General features: G+C 30.8%; 18 protein-coding genes. 7 read left to right on the forward strand and 11 right to left on the reverse strand.

What is annotated here, in order from left to right:
* The first annotated feature begins 57 nt into the window (after positions 1-57).
* Genes KO500_RS03985 through KO500_RS03995 form a run of 3 tightly spaced genes read left to right on the forward strand, consistent with a single transcriptional unit; the run spans position 58 to position 1865 of the window.
* The gene (locus KO500_RS03985) at positions 58-621 is read left to right on the forward strand and encodes a DNA-3-methyladenine glycosylase I (RefSeq protein WP_215955206.1); all 564 of its coding nucleotides are present in this window, start codon (positions 58-60) and stop codon (positions 619-621) included.
* Positions 608-1195, forward strand: coding sequence for a hypothetical protein (locus KO500_RS03990; protein WP_215955207.1), 588 nt, complete (start codon positions 608-610; stop codon positions 1193-1195). The genes KO500_RS03985 and KO500_RS03990 overlap by 14 nt, the downstream gene beginning before the upstream one ends.
* The gene (locus KO500_RS03995; protein ID WP_215955208.1) at positions 1176-1865 is read left to right on the forward strand and encodes a DUF2490 domain-containing protein; all 690 of its coding nucleotides are present in this window, start codon (positions 1176-1178) and stop codon (positions 1863-1865) included. The genes KO500_RS03990 and KO500_RS03995 overlap by 20 nt, the downstream gene beginning before the upstream one ends.
* Here the strand turns inward: KO500_RS03995 and aat are convergent.
* Positions 1848-2489 (reverse strand): leucyl/phenylalanyl-tRNA--protein transferase, encoded by a 642-nt coding sequence (gene aat, locus KO500_RS04000; RefSeq protein WP_215955209.1) that lies wholly within the window; start codon positions 2487-2489, stop codon positions 1848-1850. The two genes, KO500_RS03995 and aat, sit on opposite strands and share 18 nt — an antisense overlap.
* Before the next feature lie 100 nt (positions 2490-2589).
* Entirely contained in the window at positions 2590-2970 is a 381-nt protein-coding gene (locus KO500_RS04005) for a DUF3127 domain-containing protein (RefSeq protein ID WP_215955210.1), read from the reverse strand.
* A 238-nt stretch (positions 2971-3208) separates the two neighbouring features.
* Between KO500_RS04005 and KO500_RS04010 the strand changes: the two genes are divergently transcribed.
* Both KO500_RS04010 and KO500_RS04015 read left to right on the forward strand, forming a co-directional pair.
* Complete coding sequence (locus KO500_RS04010; protein WP_215955211.1) at positions 3209-4354, forward strand: sensor histidine kinase; 1146 nt, start codon at positions 3209-3211, stop codon at positions 4352-4354.
* 11 nt (positions 4355-4365) lie between these two features.
* Positions 4366-4725, forward strand: coding sequence for a hypothetical protein (locus KO500_RS04015; RefSeq protein ID WP_215955212.1), 360 nt, complete (start codon positions 4366-4368; stop codon positions 4723-4725).
* Positions 4726-4729: 4 nt separating this feature from the next.
* Here KO500_RS04015 and KO500_RS04020 read toward each other — a convergent pair whose 3' ends face one another.
* From KO500_RS04020 to greA, 3 genes are read right to left on the reverse strand one after another with little or no spacing between them, the layout of a single operon-like run.
* Positions 4730-5119 carry an HIT family protein gene (locus KO500_RS04020; protein WP_215955213.1) on the reverse strand — a complete coding sequence of 130 codons (390 nt, stop codon included), beginning with the start codon at positions 5117-5119 and terminating at the stop codon, positions 4730-4732.
* 16 nt (positions 5120-5135) lie between these two features.
* Complete coding sequence (locus tag KO500_RS04025) at positions 5136-5567, reverse strand: BLUF domain-containing protein (protein ID WP_215955214.1); 432 nt, start codon at positions 5565-5567, stop codon at positions 5136-5138.
* 53 nt (positions 5568-5620) lie between these two features.
* Positions 5621-6097 carry a transcription elongation factor GreA gene (gene greA / locus KO500_RS04030; RefSeq protein WP_215955215.1) on the reverse strand — a complete coding sequence of 159 codons (477 nt, stop codon included), beginning with the start codon at positions 6095-6097 and terminating at the stop codon, positions 5621-5623.
* Positions 6098-6209: 112 nt separating this feature from the next.
* Here greA and KO500_RS04035 point away from each other — a divergent pair, with 112 nt between their 5' ends.
* A complete protein-coding gene (locus tag KO500_RS04035; protein WP_215955216.1) occupies positions 6210-6662 on the forward strand; it encodes a hypothetical protein in 453 nt (150 codons plus the stop codon).
* Between the two features lie 4 nt (positions 6663-6666).
* Here the strand turns inward: KO500_RS04035 and KO500_RS04040 are convergent, their stop codons facing one another.
* Positions 6667-7635, reverse strand: coding sequence for a Gfo/Idh/MocA family protein (locus KO500_RS04040; RefSeq protein WP_215955217.1), 969 nt, complete (start codon positions 7633-7635; stop codon positions 6667-6669).
* Between the two features lie 100 nt (positions 7636-7735).
* A complete protein-coding gene (locus KO500_RS04045; RefSeq protein WP_436835708.1) occupies positions 7736-10012 on the reverse strand; it encodes a TonB-dependent receptor in 2277 nt (758 codons plus the stop codon).
* Between the two features lie 386 nt (positions 10013-10398).
* Between KO500_RS04045 and KO500_RS04050 the strand changes: the two genes are divergently transcribed.
* On the forward strand, positions 10399-12879 hold the full coding sequence (locus tag KO500_RS04050; protein WP_215955218.1) for a hybrid sensor histidine kinase/response regulator: 2481 nt from the start codon (positions 10399-10401) through the stop codon (positions 12877-12879).
* Here KO500_RS04050 and KO500_RS04055 read toward each other — a convergent pair.
* The 4 genes from KO500_RS04055 to KO500_RS04070 form a co-directional block, all read right to left on the reverse strand.
* Positions 12854-14218, reverse strand: a complete 1365-nt coding sequence (locus KO500_RS04055; RefSeq protein WP_215955219.1) for a sigma-54-dependent transcriptional regulator — start codon at positions 14216-14218, stop codon at positions 12854-12856. The two genes, KO500_RS04050 and KO500_RS04055, sit on opposite strands and share 26 nt — an antisense overlap.
* Positions 14219-14364: 146 nt before the next feature.
* Positions 14365-14673 carry a hypothetical protein gene (locus KO500_RS04060; protein WP_215955220.1) on the reverse strand — a complete coding sequence of 103 codons (309 nt, stop codon included), beginning with the start codon at positions 14671-14673 and terminating at the stop codon, positions 14365-14367.
* 245 nt (positions 14674-14918) lie between these two features.
* Positions 14919-15227, reverse strand: a complete 309-nt coding sequence (locus tag KO500_RS04065; protein ID WP_215955221.1) for a hypothetical protein — start codon at positions 15225-15227, stop codon at positions 14919-14921.
* A gap of 266 nt (positions 15228-15493) precedes the next feature.
* Positions 15494-15802: a hypothetical protein gene (locus KO500_RS04070; RefSeq protein ID WP_215955222.1), complete on the reverse strand. Its 309-nt coding sequence runs from the start codon at positions 15800-15802 to the stop codon at positions 15494-15496.
* Positions 15803-15973: the final 171 nt, after the last annotated feature.

The raw sequence follows: 15973 nt of genomic DNA on the forward strand, positions 1-15973 counted from the left end.
TACTATTATTTATGTGAATTACAAAATTTAAGTACCTTAGATATTTTGATATAAATTATGGAAAAACACAGGTGTGGCTGGTGTGTAGGCGACAAACTTTACGAAGCTTATCATGATTTAGAATGGGGTGTGCCCGAAAAAAATGATGATGCTCTTTTTGAGTTTTTGGTTTTAGAAACATTCCAGGCTGGACTAAGTTGGATAACCATATTACGTAAACGCGAAAATTTTAGAGAAGCTTTTGATAATTTTGATTACCTAAAAATTAGTGATTACGATGAAGATAAAATAGCATTACTTTTACAAAACTCAGGTATTATTAGAAACAAACTAAAGGTACGAGCTACCATTTCAAATGCTAAAGCTTACCTTAAAATTCAAGAAGAATTTGGAAGCTTTAGCATTTATATTTGGAGTTTTGTGAACAACCAGACAATAAAAAACAAAGTAGCCCATTATAAAGAAGCACCTGCAAACACCGAACTTTCTGATACAATTAGCAAAGATTTGAAAAAAAGAGGTTTTAAATTCGTAGGTAGCACTGTTATTTACGCGTTTATGCAAGCAACTGGTATGGTTAATGACCATGAAATAAATTGTTTTAGGTATGAAGAAGTTTAATTTTTTAGTCGTATTATCATTCATTTTCAGCACTTTTAGTGTAGTTGCTCAAGAAAAATACGAACGTGAATTCCGTATTCGTAAAAAAGAATTTCCTCCTAAAGCATTACAGTTAATTGAAACCAGACTTAGTGATGCCAAAAGAATAAAATACTATAAAGAAATTGATAGTAGCATTACAAGTTTTGAAGTAAAGTTTAAAAAAGCACGTTTGTGGTATAGTATTGAATTTGATACTCAAGGTGAACTAGAAGATATTGAAATAAAAATAAAAAGTGTAGATATCCCAAATGATAGTTATGAAGCAATTGAAAGGTATTTACACAATACTTATAGCATGTATAAAATACAAAAAATACAGCAACAATATAAAGCTACAACGCTTACTAGCACCGAAACTACCTTAAAAAATGCTTTTCAAAATTTAATGTTACCTACCGTAAACTATGAGCTAATGGTTGCGGGTAAAAAAGAAGCTAAATATGAAGATTTTCAAATTTTATTTGATGCTGGTGGTAATTTCAAAAGCATAAAAAAATCACTTCCACCTAATTATGATCACATCCTTTACTAAAAAAACTTTTTTTATTTTTAGTTTATTAATTATTACAAATACTCTAGCACAAAATACACCTACAGTTTATGTTGAACCAGTTATTGCACTAAATTATAGAGTTACTGCCGGCTATAAGCATATTTTTTCAGTAGCAAATAGATCTTATATTTATAAAGATAATGAGCAATATACTAAAGCTAGGCATATAGATGTAGCTCATTTTTCGGAATTAAAAATTAGAGAAAACCAAAGTATCGCACTAGGTGTTTTATACCGATTTAGAGCAAATTTTGGAAACAGCCAAGAAGATGAGCTTAGAATTACCGAACAATACAGTATTAAACACAAACCAAAAATTGTACGTTACGGTCATAGGCTAAGGGCTGAACAACGTTTATTCAATTCAAATACTGCACATAGGTTTAGGTACAGGTTTACTTTAGATTTTCCATTTTCAGGAGAAATGGTAGATGTTGGCGAATTTTATTTAATAGCGGGGACTGAAGCTTTATTAAGTGTGAAAGAAGAAAGCAAACCTATTTATGACCACCGTTTTATTGGTAATATTGGAATGCAACTCACCGAAAAAACAAAACTACATGCAGGTATAGATTATAGGTATGAAAATTATACGCATGATGATAGCCACGCTTATTTAATTACTTCTTCACTAATCTTTTCCTTGTAAAGTTTTAATAAATTTATCTCTTGATATTTCAACTGCACCTAAGCTTTCTAGGTGCTCAGTATACACTTGACAATCAATTAATGTATAGTTTTTTAAGGCTAATTCTTGTGCTAAATGAATAAAAGCAAATTTTGATGCATTACTTACTGTACTAAACATACTCTCACCACAAAAAACATGTCCTAAATCTATACCATACAAGCCACCAACTAAAACATCATTCTCCCAAACCTCATAAGATTTTGCAATTCCTATTTCATGAAGTTTTGTGTAGGCATTCTTCATATTACTCGTAATCCACGTGCCATTTTGAAATTCTCGCTTAATTTTCGCGCAGTTATCAATAACAACATCAAAACAAGTATTTTTAGTTAATCTAAACTGATTACTTTTTAGGACTTTACACATACTTTTTGATATCCGAACATTATTTGGGTAAAGTACCATACGAGGGTCAGGGCTCCACCATAATATTTGTCGATCGTCATCAAACCAAGGGAAAATTCCACTTTTATATGCCAATATTAATCGCTCAGGAGATAAATCACCACCAACAGCCAATATACCTTCCGGGCTTGCTTCTTCTACAGCTGGAAAAACTAATTTATCTGATAAGAAATACATACTAATTAAGAGAGGTGATTGTTATAATATCAATACAATATAAAAAACAAAAGGCTTATTTAGTATCCTAAATAAGCCTTTTGTCAAATATTTATTTTTTTTAGAAAGGTAAATCGTCGTGATCTTCTTCATTTAAATTATCTGCTGGTTGAAAAGCATCCATTGGAGGAACAGGAGGCATACCTGCATCAGGAGCTGCCGCTGCTTGTAAATTTTCAATTCTCCAACCTTGAATAGAATTAAAATACTTAGTTTCTCCTTGCGGGTTAACCCATTCTCTACCTCTTAAGTTAATACCTATTTTAACAGATTGACCTACTTGCACACTATTTAATAAATCACATTTATCTTGTACAAATTCAACCATTATGTGTTGTGGATACTGCTCTTCAGTAGTTACAACTACTTCTCTTTTTCTAAAACCGTTATTTCCAAAAGTTTGCGTTTCGCCAACCATTTTAACTTTTCCTTGTACTTCCATTCTTCTCTTAATTTGATGATACTACTTTCTTAGTAGAAAGTGTGTAATTTATATGTGAAATATTCTTGTGCTTTTACGTTACTGTCTGTATTTGAATGAAAAAGAAATCATTTCAAACACAAGCACTGCAAAAGTACATAAATTAACGCCATTTATGAAAAATTGAATAGGACTAAGTTAGATAGAATATCTTTTAACTAATTACGTTATATTGTCAGAGAATTAACCATTTGCAAGAATGAACTTTAATCCTGAAAAGAAAACTACAACTATAATATTACAAATTGCCTCGTTTGCTATTGTATGTCTTATACTATGGAACACCAATAGTTTTTTTAAAAAATTTAAAGAAGAAGAACGCAACAAAGTTGAAATTTGGGCAAGTGCTTTGGTTGAACTACAATCACTACCCGCTGATGCTGACCCAGGAAATTTACCTTTAAAAATATTTCAGAATAACACCTCAACACCAATGGTTTTGGTTAATAGAGATGGCGCTATTAAGGTGAGTAACATGCCTAAAGATGCCATTAATGACACTGCTTTGATTGAGGCAAAAATACGCCAATTTAAAGCAGAAAACACTCCTATAAAAATTGATCATAAAGGTGAAGATTTAGCAACACTTTACTACGGAAACTCCGAAGTACTTAACAAATTGAAATTTTATCCAATAGCATTATTGCTTATTATGTTTTTATTTGGCGCCGTAATCTATTTCTTTTTCAAAACAAATAAATCATCAGAACAGAATAAACTTTGGGCCGGAATGGCAAAAGAAACTGCGCACCAAATAGGAACCCCTTTAACTTCATTATTAGGTTGGAATGAACTTTTAAAGGCTGAAAATATAAATCCTAGCATTACGTCAGAAATAGAAAAAGATATTACACGACTGGAAACAATTACCGAACGTTTTTCAAAAATTGGATCGTTACCTATACTTGAAGAACTTGATATTGTTACTGAAACAAAAAATGCTTTTGATTACTTAAAAAGAAGAAGCTCAAAACTAATTTTATTTTCTTTTGAGAGCCAAATAACCACTTTACCCGTACAACTAAACAAATCATTATACCAATGGACTATTGAAAACTTGGTTAAAAATGGTATTGATGCCATGCGCGGTAAAGGTTGCATCAGCATTGAAATTTTAAAAGAAGGAAATAATGCCGTAGTTTTAGTGACTGATACTGGCCATGGTATATTAAAAAAAGACTATACAACTATTTTCAATCCTGGTGTTACTTCTAAAAAAAGAGGTTGGGGCTTAGGATTATCATTAGTGAAACGAATTGTAGAGGAATATCATAAAGGGAAAATAAGAGTACTTTCTTCAAGTAAAGAAGGCACTATTATGAAAATGTCCTTTAAAATTAATTAGAGAGATGCGTTATGGCAAAGATTAAACATGAGGTGATTAAAGAGGCTGATTTAACTAACAACTGTCCTGAATGCTTTAATCAAGAACTAAAACTTTCTTTTTTCCAGAAACATAGCTACGGTAAATTTGTACACAAAACTACAAACGAAATTACTTCGGAATTAAAATGTAAAACTTGTCACACACAAATTTATCCTGTTGCGTATACACCAGATATAGAACGTGTTTTTGAATACTATCAAAAAATGGCAACGCCACAAAAATCATCGGTAAAATTCACCTCACTATTCTACATAATTTTATTAGTAGTAATAGCTGTAATTGCTGCAGGAGTTTATTTTATGCTTGAAAGTGGATTATTAGTAAACTAAACGATTACAATGCCTCACTTATTTTAGCCGCAATTGTTTCAAATTCTTCTTTAGTTAGGTTTTCTTTTTTCTGAAAAGTAGCATCTTTCATGTCGTTTAAAGGTATTAAATGTACATGAACATGGGGCACTTCAAGTCCGATAACCGTCATACCAACACGCTTGCAATCTACCGTTTTTTCTAAAGCCAAACTTACTTTTCTTGAAAATGCCATTAAACCAGTGTAGGTAGCCTCATCTAAGTCAGTAAGCTTATCTACTTCTTTTTTAGGGATACAAAGTGTATGCCCCACCGCATTAGGGTTAATATCTAAAAAGGCAAAAAAATCAGCATCTTCAGCTATTTTATAACAAGGAATTTCACCGTTTATAATTTTTGTAAAAATAGTAGCCATTTTTTAATTTGTAAAATTAATACTTCGGTTCTTCTATAACCCTTCTAATACCTTCCCAAAACATTTTTAAAGTAGTTGTTGGCTTGTCCATGAACTCAGACAGTAATAAAAGATTGTTTGCGTACATTTTAACTTCTTCTAAATGTACTTCAGATGCATTTGGGCTAGCGTATGCCATATTCCAATCAGGAAAAAACTTAATATCTTTTTCCCCCTCTGACAATGTTATAACATTTTTATGCCTTTTATCAGTACTTATTTTTTTATAAATGTCTTTTACAATTTTTTTTTCGCCTTCTAAAATTTGAATAAAATGGTTGTTATAATAAACTAAACAACCTGTAATATTATGCTTAGAATTAAAGTCGTTCGCCTCTTCTAATATTGATGTAATTTCTTGTTTACTAATACTAGAAACAGCTAAAGACCTATAGGTTAATTCAAACATTATATAACTTTTAAAAAAAATATCTCTTCTAAGATACTAAAAAATTGAACTGGTTAAGCTCTTGTAATTTCTAAAATCTCAAGTTTTAAAATCCCACTAGGTATTTTTATTTCAGCTATTTCGCCTACTTTTTTACCCAATAAGCCTTTACCTATTGGAGAGTTTACAGAAATTTTTCCGGTCTTTAAATCTGCTTCACTTTCAGCTACTAATGTATATTTCATTTCCATACCGTTGTTCTGATTTTTCAGTTTAACAGTTGAAAGCACTAAAGCCTTAGAGGTATCTAATTGAGACTCGTCAATTAAACGAGCATTTGCATATGTTTCTTCTAATTTAGAAATTCTAAGTTCTAATAATCCCTGAGCTTCTTTAGCAGCATCATATTCAGCATTTTCAGATAAATCTCCTTTATCTCTAGCCTCTGCAATAGCTCTTGAAGCTTTTGGGCGCTCAATATCTTTAAGTTGATTAAGCTCGTCTCTCAACTTCTTTAATCCTTCTGCTGTATAATAAGATGTTTTACTCATAAGTATAACGTTTAATAAAATAAGAAAATCCTCTTTTTTCAAGAGGATTTAAGACAAATATACATTTTTTTTGTTCAACTTTGTAATTCAATTACCAATTAACAATGATGTTATGAAGAGATGTTTTGGAGTTTTTTTGTTGATTTTATTTAGTGCCTGTGATAGCAATAGCACAAACAGAAATCCGTACTTAACGGAGTATAATTTTAGTTACACAATTAACACAAATTTACCTTTATATAGTTCATTAACTAACGAAGGTAGCTCAGTATATATTGATAATAGCCAAGCAGGAATTAACGGCATATTTGTTATAAAAACCAGCACATCGTTTAGTGGTTATAGAGCATATGAGGCTAGTTGCCCAAACCACGCCATTAGTAGTTGTTCTACAATGACTTTAGATAGCAGTGGCAACTCGGTTACTTGTTCTTGTGAAGATTATAACTACACTTTATTTACCGGTCAATTACTAAGTGAAGTTGAGGATAGTGTAGATGGTTATTACAACATGCTTGAATACACAGTGACAGCTAGTGGTAATATTATTTCAGTTTCAAACTAAGTACTTATTTAAGTATTTGACTCATTACCCAATTTGCTTCTAATGCAGTTTCACCCGTTGATGAATGCTTTTTGCCATCAACTAAATCAGCTTTTAAATTTTCAACATGATATTGTTGTACGTGTTTTGGGTTTTCAATAAACAACTTTTGAATACCCGATTCATTTTCTAACACAATATCTTCTTCTGAAAATACTGAAAATTGAATACGACCTTTTGTACCTATTATTTCAACTTTATCTTCTCGTTTATAACTTCCAAAATTCCAGTTTGCCAAACCTGTAACCCCATTTTCATGCATCCAAGAAGCTGTTATCGCATCTTTTCCCGTATATAAACCTTGTTGATTCGTACTAACACCATGAGCTGTTTTAATTGCACCTAATAAATAAGCAAACAGATCTAACCCATGACAAGCTAAATCATCAAAATAACCACCCGGAGCAATTTTTTTATCGGTTCGCCAATTGTACTCACCACTTAAATCAATGTCATTTGCAGGCTTAAATAAATTCCAACAAATGCTTCTCACCTCTCCTATTTTTTTTGTTCTTAACCAATTTTCTACTTGTAAAAAACGTGGTAATGAACGTCTGTAATAAGCAACGAAAAGCGGTATGTTTTTAGCTTTGAATGCTTCAACTATAGCCAAACTATCTTCATAATTTGGCGCTAAAGGCTTCTCTATACAACAAGGCTTGTCAGCATTTGCAACTTCTAAACCATATAATTTATGCGTGTCTGGCGGTGTTGCAATATAAATAGCATCAATATCTGGGTCATTTATCAAATCTGAGGCATCAGTATATGCTTTTGGCACTCCATGACGTTTGGCATAATCTTCAACTTTAGCTTTATCTCTGCGCATAACAGCATCTAAACTAAAACCAGTAGTATTTTTATAAGGCGGACCACTTTTAACCTCCGTTACTGATCCACATCCGATAATTCCCCATCTAACTGGCTTATTCATTTTTAATGCTTTTATACGTTTACAATAACAAAAGTAAAAAATAAAAAAAGGGAATTCCAATTATGCTGGAATTCCCTTTGCCTTATATAGATTAAGTTACTCAAAAATTAAACGTAGCTCCTAATAAATAATTTGTTCCTGCTTGCGGATAATAAGCTGCACCTTCAATTGTAGTTGTTTCACCTGGAGTTGACCAAGTATCATCATAAGTATAAAAATATCCGTTAGACTCATAAAGTTCATTAAAAATATTATTAACTAAACCTGATACTACGATACTTTTAATAAATGTATTGGTGTTAATCTCATACTGCACGTTAAAATCAAATTGAGAATACGCATCTAATATTGAACTCTCTGCATCAATATTTCCCATATACTGTTCACCTACGTGTTTACCTAACAATACAAATTGTAAATTATCTGTTGGCATATATGAGAAAGCCATACCTGCAATTACGCTAGGTGAAAAAGAAATTTCTGTATTACCAAGATTCTGCAATACACCATCTCTTTGAAAATAAAAATCTTTATTTTTATTTTCACTTAAAGTTAATGTTGGTCTAAATGAAAAATGATCTCCTAATGCTATATTAGCATCAATCTCAAGACCTAAACGGTAACTATCACCAACATTTTCTCTTAAAGGTGCCCCTACATCATTTAATTCACCCGTTAAAACCAATTGATCTTTATAATTCATGTAATACACATTAGTATTCAATTGTAATTTTTCAGAAACATATCTCCACCCTAATTCAAAATCGCTTAATTTTTCAGGCTTAGGGTTTCCACTTTCATAATCATTTCTATTAGGTTCTCTATTTGCTACGGCATACGAAAAATATAAATTATTATTCCTATTCATATCATAAGTTATACCGGCTTTAGGGTTGAAAAAATTAAAAGTATCATCAACCAAACCAGTATCTTCACCATTTGCTTCATAGCCAACAGTTCTGTACTGTAAATCACCAAAAAGACTCCATTGCTTATTAAGCTTGTAGTTTATTTTAGAATAGATATTAAAATCTGTTTTAGTAGAATTATCATCATAATATCGGTCGTTAATATTACTAGTAGTTGCATACCTAGCCCAAATAATTTCACCGTAGTGCTCGCCTTCATATTTATTATAACCACCACCAATAATTAAGTCTATATTCTCTTTTTTATAATTAGCAGAAAACACAGTACCATAAAAATCATTATCTAACCAACGTCTACGAATAAGATCGGTAGTGTTTACTTCTTCACCATCAACAGTAATGGTCTCAAAACCATAAGTTTCAAAATCATCCTCTTCTCTATATTGCTCAAAATAGCCACTACCTTTAGTATAATGAAATGCTAGGTTTGTACTCCAATTTTCATTTAAAGTTTCGTTCCAAAGTAATTGCGCGTGGTTTTGCTTGTAATTATCTACCTCATTATCATAGGTATAATAATTATACTTACGATCTGAGTTTCTTAAATTTTCAGCTTCAGATTCCGTAAGTCCATTTTCAACTATAAAATCTTCAATACCTTGCGCATCATTTTCTATTCTAGCCAATGGCGTACCGTACCAAGCTTGGTATGTAACTTCATGTCCACCAAAAAGAATCGCTTTTAATAAAGTATTGTCATCATAATAAGCAGCTTGCAAAAAATATGATTCAAGATCTGAAGAAGCTCTATCAATATAACCATCAGAATTAATTTGCGACAATCTACCTGAAATTTCTACATAATCATTCAGCAAACCAGTACTAAATTTTAAAGTGTTTTTTAAAGTGTTAAAACTACCTATTGAGGTAGAGATTTGACCATATGCCTCTTGCGAAACAGCGTCTGTTAATAAATTTAAACTCGCACCAAAAGCTCCTGCACCGTTAGTTGAAGAACCTACACCACGTTGCAATTGTAAACTTTCAGTTGAAGAAGCAAAATCGGGCATATTCACCCAAAAAGTACCGTGTGATTCTGAGTCATTATAAGGTATTCCGTTTATAGTTACATTTACTCTAGTTGCATCACTACCACGGACACGAATACCTGTATAACCAACACCTGCACCAGCATCAGAAGTTGTTACTACTGATGGCAAAAAGTTCATTAAAATAGGTATATCTTGACCTAAATTTCTAGGTTTAATTTGCTCTTTAGTGAGGTTTGAGAAAGTAACCGGAGTTTCTTTTGTAACTCTAAGTGCAGATACAAAAACCTCAGCTAAGACCACTTTTTTGCCTTCTAAAGAGTCTTTTGGTTGTTGAGAAAAAGCATTTAGAGTTGCAAATAGTAGCGTTACTGCTAAAATTTTGTTTTGCACTATGTGCTTAGTGCTGCCATTTTGAGAGAATGGCGAAATTTTGGAATTTGAAAAAAGCATTTTCATTCGTACTAATAGTTAGTGACAAATAAAAGGGGCTGTTATTCTTGTTAAAATTGAGTTTGGCTTTTACTTTTTAAAAGTATGAAACCGTTACACGTTCCTAATGGCGATATACGCTTCCCTTGGCAGCATTACCCGCCCAGGTTCATTGGGTATAATCTCAGCTTCAAACTAAATTAATTGTATAATTTTGGTTATCAGCACCCCTTTGAGATGGTGCAAATATAAAATCGTATTCGAAATAAACAATATTTATTTTCAGAATAATAAAACAACTAACTTTTTTAGCCTAAAACAGCTATATTTAAAACAAAATATTGATTAATTAACACTACTTTGCCAACTGTTTTACCCTTTAAAACGTACGTATTACTCAAGTAAAAAATTGTATGCAAGAAAATAAATCTAAAAAGAAATTTACTTTACGAATTATTTTAAGTTACCTAATTTTAGGCGGATTAGCATTAGCATCGGGTATCTTTATATTATCGGAGGCAAAAGCTTACTTAGCTACTAATAAGACCGCAAAAAACGACACCAAGCTTATAAAAACCAGCTCATTACTAACACAACTTTATGAGGCAGAAAGTTTATCAAAACTGGCTTTGCAAAATAAAACAAAAGAAAGCTTTAGTGTTTATGCTAAAAAAATTGATTCTGTTTCAATTGAAATTGACTCTCTTAAAAATGTAATTACAAGTGAATACCAACTTAGCTTATTAGACAGTGTTCAAGAACTCTTAAAACAAAAAACTTATAATAACGAAGTATTAAGAAGGCTTAAATTAGAAAACGAAGCCAATAGCTCGTTAGATGCTGCTTTAAATAAATTTTTACAACTAGAAGCTTCATTTGATAAAATTTCTATTTATGATTTTAATGAAAACCCAGAAAAATTGCCAGATTATGAACGTAAAGTTCTTGATGAATGGGTTGCTTTATTAAATGCAAATGTACCTGATGATGGAAAAAATATTACTGACCCCGAAAAGATTGATTCTATTATTAGATCATCAAAAAAGATACTTTCAGATGCCAAAAATAAAGACCTTATTTCGCAAAGAAACTTGGCTAAAAAAGAAAAAGAAATTAATAAAAATGATTTAGAACTTTCACAACAATTAAGAAATATAATTACAGCTTTCGAAGAAGAAGTTATTCATACCACAAATATCAACAATCAAAAAAAAGACGATATATTAAAAAAGAGTACTCGATTGGCTGGTATTGCAGCTTTACTTGGGTTTTTAATTGTTGGTATATTTACTTTTTTAATTACTCGTGATTATTGGCAAGTACAAGCCTACAGACAAAATTTAGAGAAAGAGAAAAAGTTTTCTGAATCATTACTAAAAAGTAGGGATCAATTAATTGCAACGGTAAGTCATGATTTAAGAACGCCACTGAATACAATTTCAGGCTATTCAGAATTGATAGAAAATACATCACTTACACAAAAACAAACTTCTTATTTTAAAAATATAAAATCTGCCACATCATATGTTGATAGCTTAGTAAATGACTTACTAGATTACTCTAAACTAGAAGCTGGTAAATTAAAAACTGAAAATATCCCTTTCAACCTTTCAGACTTATTGAATGATACTGCTCTAGAACTACAAGAAATAAATAAGCAAAAGAAGCTTGAACTACATATTGAAATAGACAACAAATTAGAACATATGGTATTGGGCGATCCGTTCAGGTTACGCCAAATAATTACAAATCTTATTAGTAATGCCTATAAATTTACACACAAAGGTCACATTACCATTAAAGCAACTGTGACTGAAAAAACACCTGGAATTTACCAAACAATAATTCATGTAATTGATTCAGGTATAGGTATAGAAGAAGATAAGCAAGAAACTATTTTTAAAGAATTTACACAAGCTGATGATAGTACAGAAAAGAAATATGGTGGCTATGGCTTAGGTTTAACTATATCTAAAAAATTAGCTGATTTGTTAAATGGTACTTTATCCCTTGAAAGCGAAAAAGGAAGTGGTAGTGTGTTTACTTTACAAATACCTTTAAAGGTTTCAAAAGTTAAAGTAAAACCAAAAACTGTGGCTGAAAAAAAAGTTACAGAGTTTGCCCCTAACCTTTCCATTTTAATTATTGATGATGACTTAGCTATGCTACGGTTACTAAAAGAAGTTTGTGAGACATCAAAAATAAAGGCAATTACATATTCAGATTTCTCAAAAATACCGAAACAAAATACTCTGAAATACGATGTTGTTCTAACCGATATTCAAATGCCTAATATTACTGGCTTTGAGGTTATTATGAAATTAAAAAAGGACAACTATTTACATTATAATAATCAACCTGTTTTAGCTATGACTGGCAGAAAAGACTTGAATAAACAAATTTATAGTCAAGTTGGTTTTGTTGCTACATTACAAAAACCATTTACTAAAAATCAGTTTTTAGAACAATTGTCTAAACTATTCCCTAAAGCCAGCCTTCCGAAAGAAGCGATTAGTAACAAAAAAAGCACAACTTCAAGTCTTTATAATTTAAATACCATTAAATCATTTATTGGTGATAATAACGATAGTTTAATTGAGGTTTTGCATACCTTTTTAAAAGATACAGATCAAAATATTATACAACTTAAAAAGGCTACTCAAGAGAACGACTTTTCTACTATAAATTCTGTTTCGCATAGAATGTTATCAATGTTTAGGCAAGTAAATGCCACAGATAGTGTGGCTATTTTAGAAGCTTTTGAAAAAATAAAACCCAATGATATCTCTGATAAAGAGTTAAAAACTAAGTTCAATCAATTACAAAATAATTGTATTGCATTAAAATTAGCATTGAATGCTAACGAGACTATAAATCTAAATTATAATGGTTAATTTTATTGTACAAGGTTTTTCTAGTAATCTGCAGTAGTTTTGCTGCTTTTGATTTATTGAAATTAGCTTCTTTTAAAGCTCTTAATATTTGCTCTTTCTCGTAAGCATCTTTTGAGAAATTGGTACTTTCTGGTTTTTTATTTTCTTCAAAAAGTTCTTTTGGCAAAACTGTTATTTCAATATAGTCACCAGTTGTAAGTAGTACTGAACGTTTAATTATATTCTGTAATTCTCTTAAATTTCCTGGCCAGTGGTATTTTCTAAAAACAGCAATTGTTTCATCAGAAAAACCAAAAACATTTTTGCCTAATGAGGCGTTTGCCTTATCTAAAAAGAAATCTGCAAATAAATGTAAATCTTCTAAACGGTCATATAGAGAAGGTATTTCAATAGAAAACTCATTAATCCTATGATACAAATCTTCTCTAAAGTTACCTTTTTCAACAGCATCTAATAAATCTTCGTTTGTAGCTGTTATAATACGAACATCAACATCAATTTCTTTTGTGCTACCTACACGTTTAATTTTACGCTCTTGTAACGCACGTAATAATTGAATTTGATTTTCATAAGATAGATTTCCTATCTCATCTAAAAATAAGGTACCACCATTAGCTGCTTCAAAATGTCCAATTTTATCTTCTATAGCTCCTGTAAAACTTCCTTTTATATGTCCAAAAAACTCACTTGTTGCAATTTCTTTAGGAATAGCACCACAATCTACCGCAACAAAATTGAAAGCACTTCTTTTACTTTTATCATGAATTGCTTTAGCTGTAACCTCTTTACCTGTGCCACTTTCACCTGTAATTAAAAGCGACATATCAGTTGGTGCAACCAAATTAATATATTCATTTAATTTTTTTGATGCATCACTAATACCTGAGATTGCTCCATTGTTAGCCGTAGTATCTACCTCAACTGCAGTAGCAGTTGTATTTTCAGCTTTAGGAGTAGCCTTAGTTTTTGCTTGTGGAGCTTTATCTTGTAATGCATTTTTAATAAGCATTACAATTTCTTCAGGTGTAAATGGTTTTGAAATATAATCAAAAGCTCCTTTTTTCATAGCTCTTACTGCCGTAGAAACTTCTGCATAACCAGTCATAACAATAACTGGTGTTTTGGGGTTTTCAGTTTTAATATCTGTTAATAACTGTATACCATCATAATTAGGTAAACGAAGATCTGTTATTACGGCATCAAAGCTGTCACTTTTAAATTTTTTTATTCCGTCTTCTGCACTAAAACTAATTTCAACATCATATTCTTTTTTTGTCAAAAACTTTTGTAGCATTTGGCAAAAGGCAGTATCGTCTTCAATAATTAATATTTTAGGCATAAATTGGTTTTGTTAGTATAGATACGCAAAAATACAACAGAAAAGCCTGTCTATAAGTTTTAAAGTTTTCATAAAAAAGAGAAGGAATGCAAACGCACCCCTTCTCTACCAAACCAACTTGATACAAATCTAAACTGGGTAATTTTTTATTGGTCTATCCAATTTCCATTTTTATCTGCATAAAACGTACCTGTCGTACCGTCTCTTAAAGATAGTTTTAATTTGTAATGCTTTTTATCATTTACAAAAGCTTCATCAATTTTAGCCGTTGGAAAATTTTTAGCTACTGCATTCACTACTGGCCGTGGTAATTTATCTTTATGAATTTTAGTAAACTTATCTTTTTTTACGGTAACCACATGATTTCTATTATCTACTGAAGCGATTTCTACATTTTGTGCAAATGCAGTTAAACCTACAAATGCAAATACTGATGCTATAATTAATTTTTTCATAATATGTCTATTTTATTATTAATCTTGTTACACCTATTGAAAATATAATACCAAAGTAAAAAATAGCCAGACTCAAAATACAATGTACTGATTTACATATATTTAATTTATTTAAACAAAATATTACTTGTGTAATTGTGTGAACAGTAATTATAATTCGTGTAGATTATATACAAACTATTTATAATAAAAAAGAGGAAGCACCTAAGTACTCCCTCTCAACCAAACTAAACTGGATATTATTTTTATTGATTCAACCATTCTCCATTTTCATCAGTATACAACACTCCTGAAGCTCCATCCGTTAATGATAATTTAAGCTTATAATGTTTTTTATCATTTACAAATGCTTCATCAATCTTAGCTGATGGAAAATTTTTAGTTATGGTTTTTAAAACTAATTCAGGTAATTTCTGTTCAGTTATTTTGATAAACGCATCTGTCTTTGGTTCAATTATTATTCTTGAAGCATCTAATGATGTTACGTTATTATTTTTTGCGAATGCCGTTAAAGCTATAAGTGTGAATATTGATGTTAATATTAATTGTCTCATAATATGTCTGTTTTATTATTAATCTTGTTATATCTATTGAAAATATAATACCAAAGTAAAAAATAGCCAGACTCAAAATATAAAACGTTGATTTACAATTATTTAACTTGTTTGAACAAAATATTTCTTGTGTAATTGTGTGAACAGTAATTGTAATTCGTGTAGATTATATACAGTGAAACAAGACTTTTTATAACAAAAAAGAGAGGAAGCACCTAAGCACTCCCTCTCAACCAAACTAAACTAAACTAAACTGGATATTATTTTTATTGGTCTAACCAATTTCCGTCTTCATCAGCATATAAAGTTCCAGATGTACCATCTTCTAATGAAACTTCAAGTTTGTATTCCATATCTTCATTAACGTGTGCTTTGTCAATTGACGCAGTAGGGTAATTTTTAGCTACTGCCGCAGTAACTGCTTCTGGTAATTCGTCTTTAGAAATTTCTGAATACTCATCTTGAATTGGTGTCACCTCTTCAACTGCTGTTTCAACGGTTACAACATTTTCTTCTTGAGCAATTGCTGTTAAACCTACGAATGTAAATACTGATGCTAGAATTAATTTTTTCATGATGTGTATGTTTTTATTGTTATACTTATTAAGTATATAGAAATAATAATGCCGAAAGTATTTTAATTTACAAATACCTGATTATCAATATTTTAAATTTTATAGAAATTAAAATTATGTATAATTATGTACCTGAGTATGCAAAACAAGGAATCATATTTACACATATTG

This window comes from Cellulophaga baltica (genome assembly GCF_018861125.1).
Taxonomy (GTDB): Bacteria; Bacteroidota; Bacteroidia; order Flavobacteriales; family Flavobacteriaceae; genus Cellulophaga; species Cellulophaga baltica_A.

Excerpts from the sequence above, each read along its gene's own strand:
- KO500_RS03985 (WP_215955206.1), top strand. The coding sequence starts at position 58 with ATGGAAAAACACAGGTGTGGCTGGTGTGTAGGCGACAAACTTTACGAA.
- KO500_RS03990 (WP_215955207.1), top strand. The coding sequence starts at position 608 with ATGAAGAAGTTTAATTTTTTAGTCGTATTATCATTCATTTTCAGCACT.
- KO500_RS03995 (WP_215955208.1), top strand. The coding sequence starts at position 1,176 with ATGATCACATCCTTTACTAAAAAAACTTTTTTTATTTTTAGTTTATTA.
- aat (WP_215955209.1), bottom strand. The coding sequence starts at position 2,489 with ATGTATTTCTTATCAGATAAATTAGTTTTTCCAGCTGTAGAAGAAGCA.
- KO500_RS04005 (WP_215955210.1), bottom strand. The coding sequence starts at position 2,970 with ATGGAAGTACAAGGAAAAGTTAAAATGGTTGGCGAAACGCAAACTTTT.
- KO500_RS04010 (WP_215955211.1), top strand. The coding sequence starts at position 3,209 with ATGAACTTTAATCCTGAAAAGAAAACTACAACTATAATATTACAAATT.
- KO500_RS04015 (WP_215955212.1), top strand. The coding sequence starts at position 4,366 with ATGGCAAAGATTAAACATGAGGTGATTAAAGAGGCTGATTTAACTAAC.
- KO500_RS04020 (WP_215955213.1), bottom strand. The coding sequence starts at position 5,119 with ATGGCTACTATTTTTACAAAAATTATAAACGGTGAAATTCCTTGTTAT.
- KO500_RS04025 (WP_215955214.1), bottom strand. The coding sequence starts at position 5,567 with ATGTTTGAATTAACCTATAGGTCTTTAGCTGTTTCTAGTATTAGTAAA.
- greA (WP_215955215.1), bottom strand. The coding sequence starts at position 6,097 with ATGAGTAAAACATCTTATTATACAGCAGAAGGATTAAAGAAGTTGAGA.
- KO500_RS04035 (WP_215955216.1), top strand. The coding sequence starts at position 6,210 with ATGAAGAGATGTTTTGGAGTTTTTTTGTTGATTTTATTTAGTGCCTGT.
- KO500_RS04040 (WP_215955217.1), bottom strand. The coding sequence starts at position 7,635 with ATGAATAAGCCAGTTAGATGGGGAATTATCGGATGTGGATCAGTAACG.
- KO500_RS04045 (WP_436835708.1), bottom strand. The coding sequence starts at position 10,012 with ATGAAAATGCTTTTTTCAAATTCCAAAATTTCGCCATTCTCTCAAAAT.
- KO500_RS04050 (WP_215955218.1), top strand. The coding sequence starts at position 10,399 with ATGCAAGAAAATAAATCTAAAAAGAAATTTACTTTACGAATTATTTTA.
- KO500_RS04055 (WP_215955219.1), bottom strand. The coding sequence starts at position 14,218 with ATGCCTAAAATATTAATTATTGAAGACGATACTGCCTTTTGCCAAATG.
- KO500_RS04060 (WP_215955220.1), bottom strand. The coding sequence starts at position 14,673 with ATGAAAAAATTAATTATAGCATCAGTATTTGCATTTGTAGGTTTAACT.
- KO500_RS04065 (WP_215955221.1), bottom strand. The coding sequence starts at position 15,227 with ATGAGACAATTAATATTAACATCAATATTCACACTTATAGCTTTAACG.
- KO500_RS04070 (WP_215955222.1), bottom strand. The coding sequence starts at position 15,802 with ATGAAAAAATTAATTCTAGCATCAGTATTTACATTCGTAGGTTTAACA.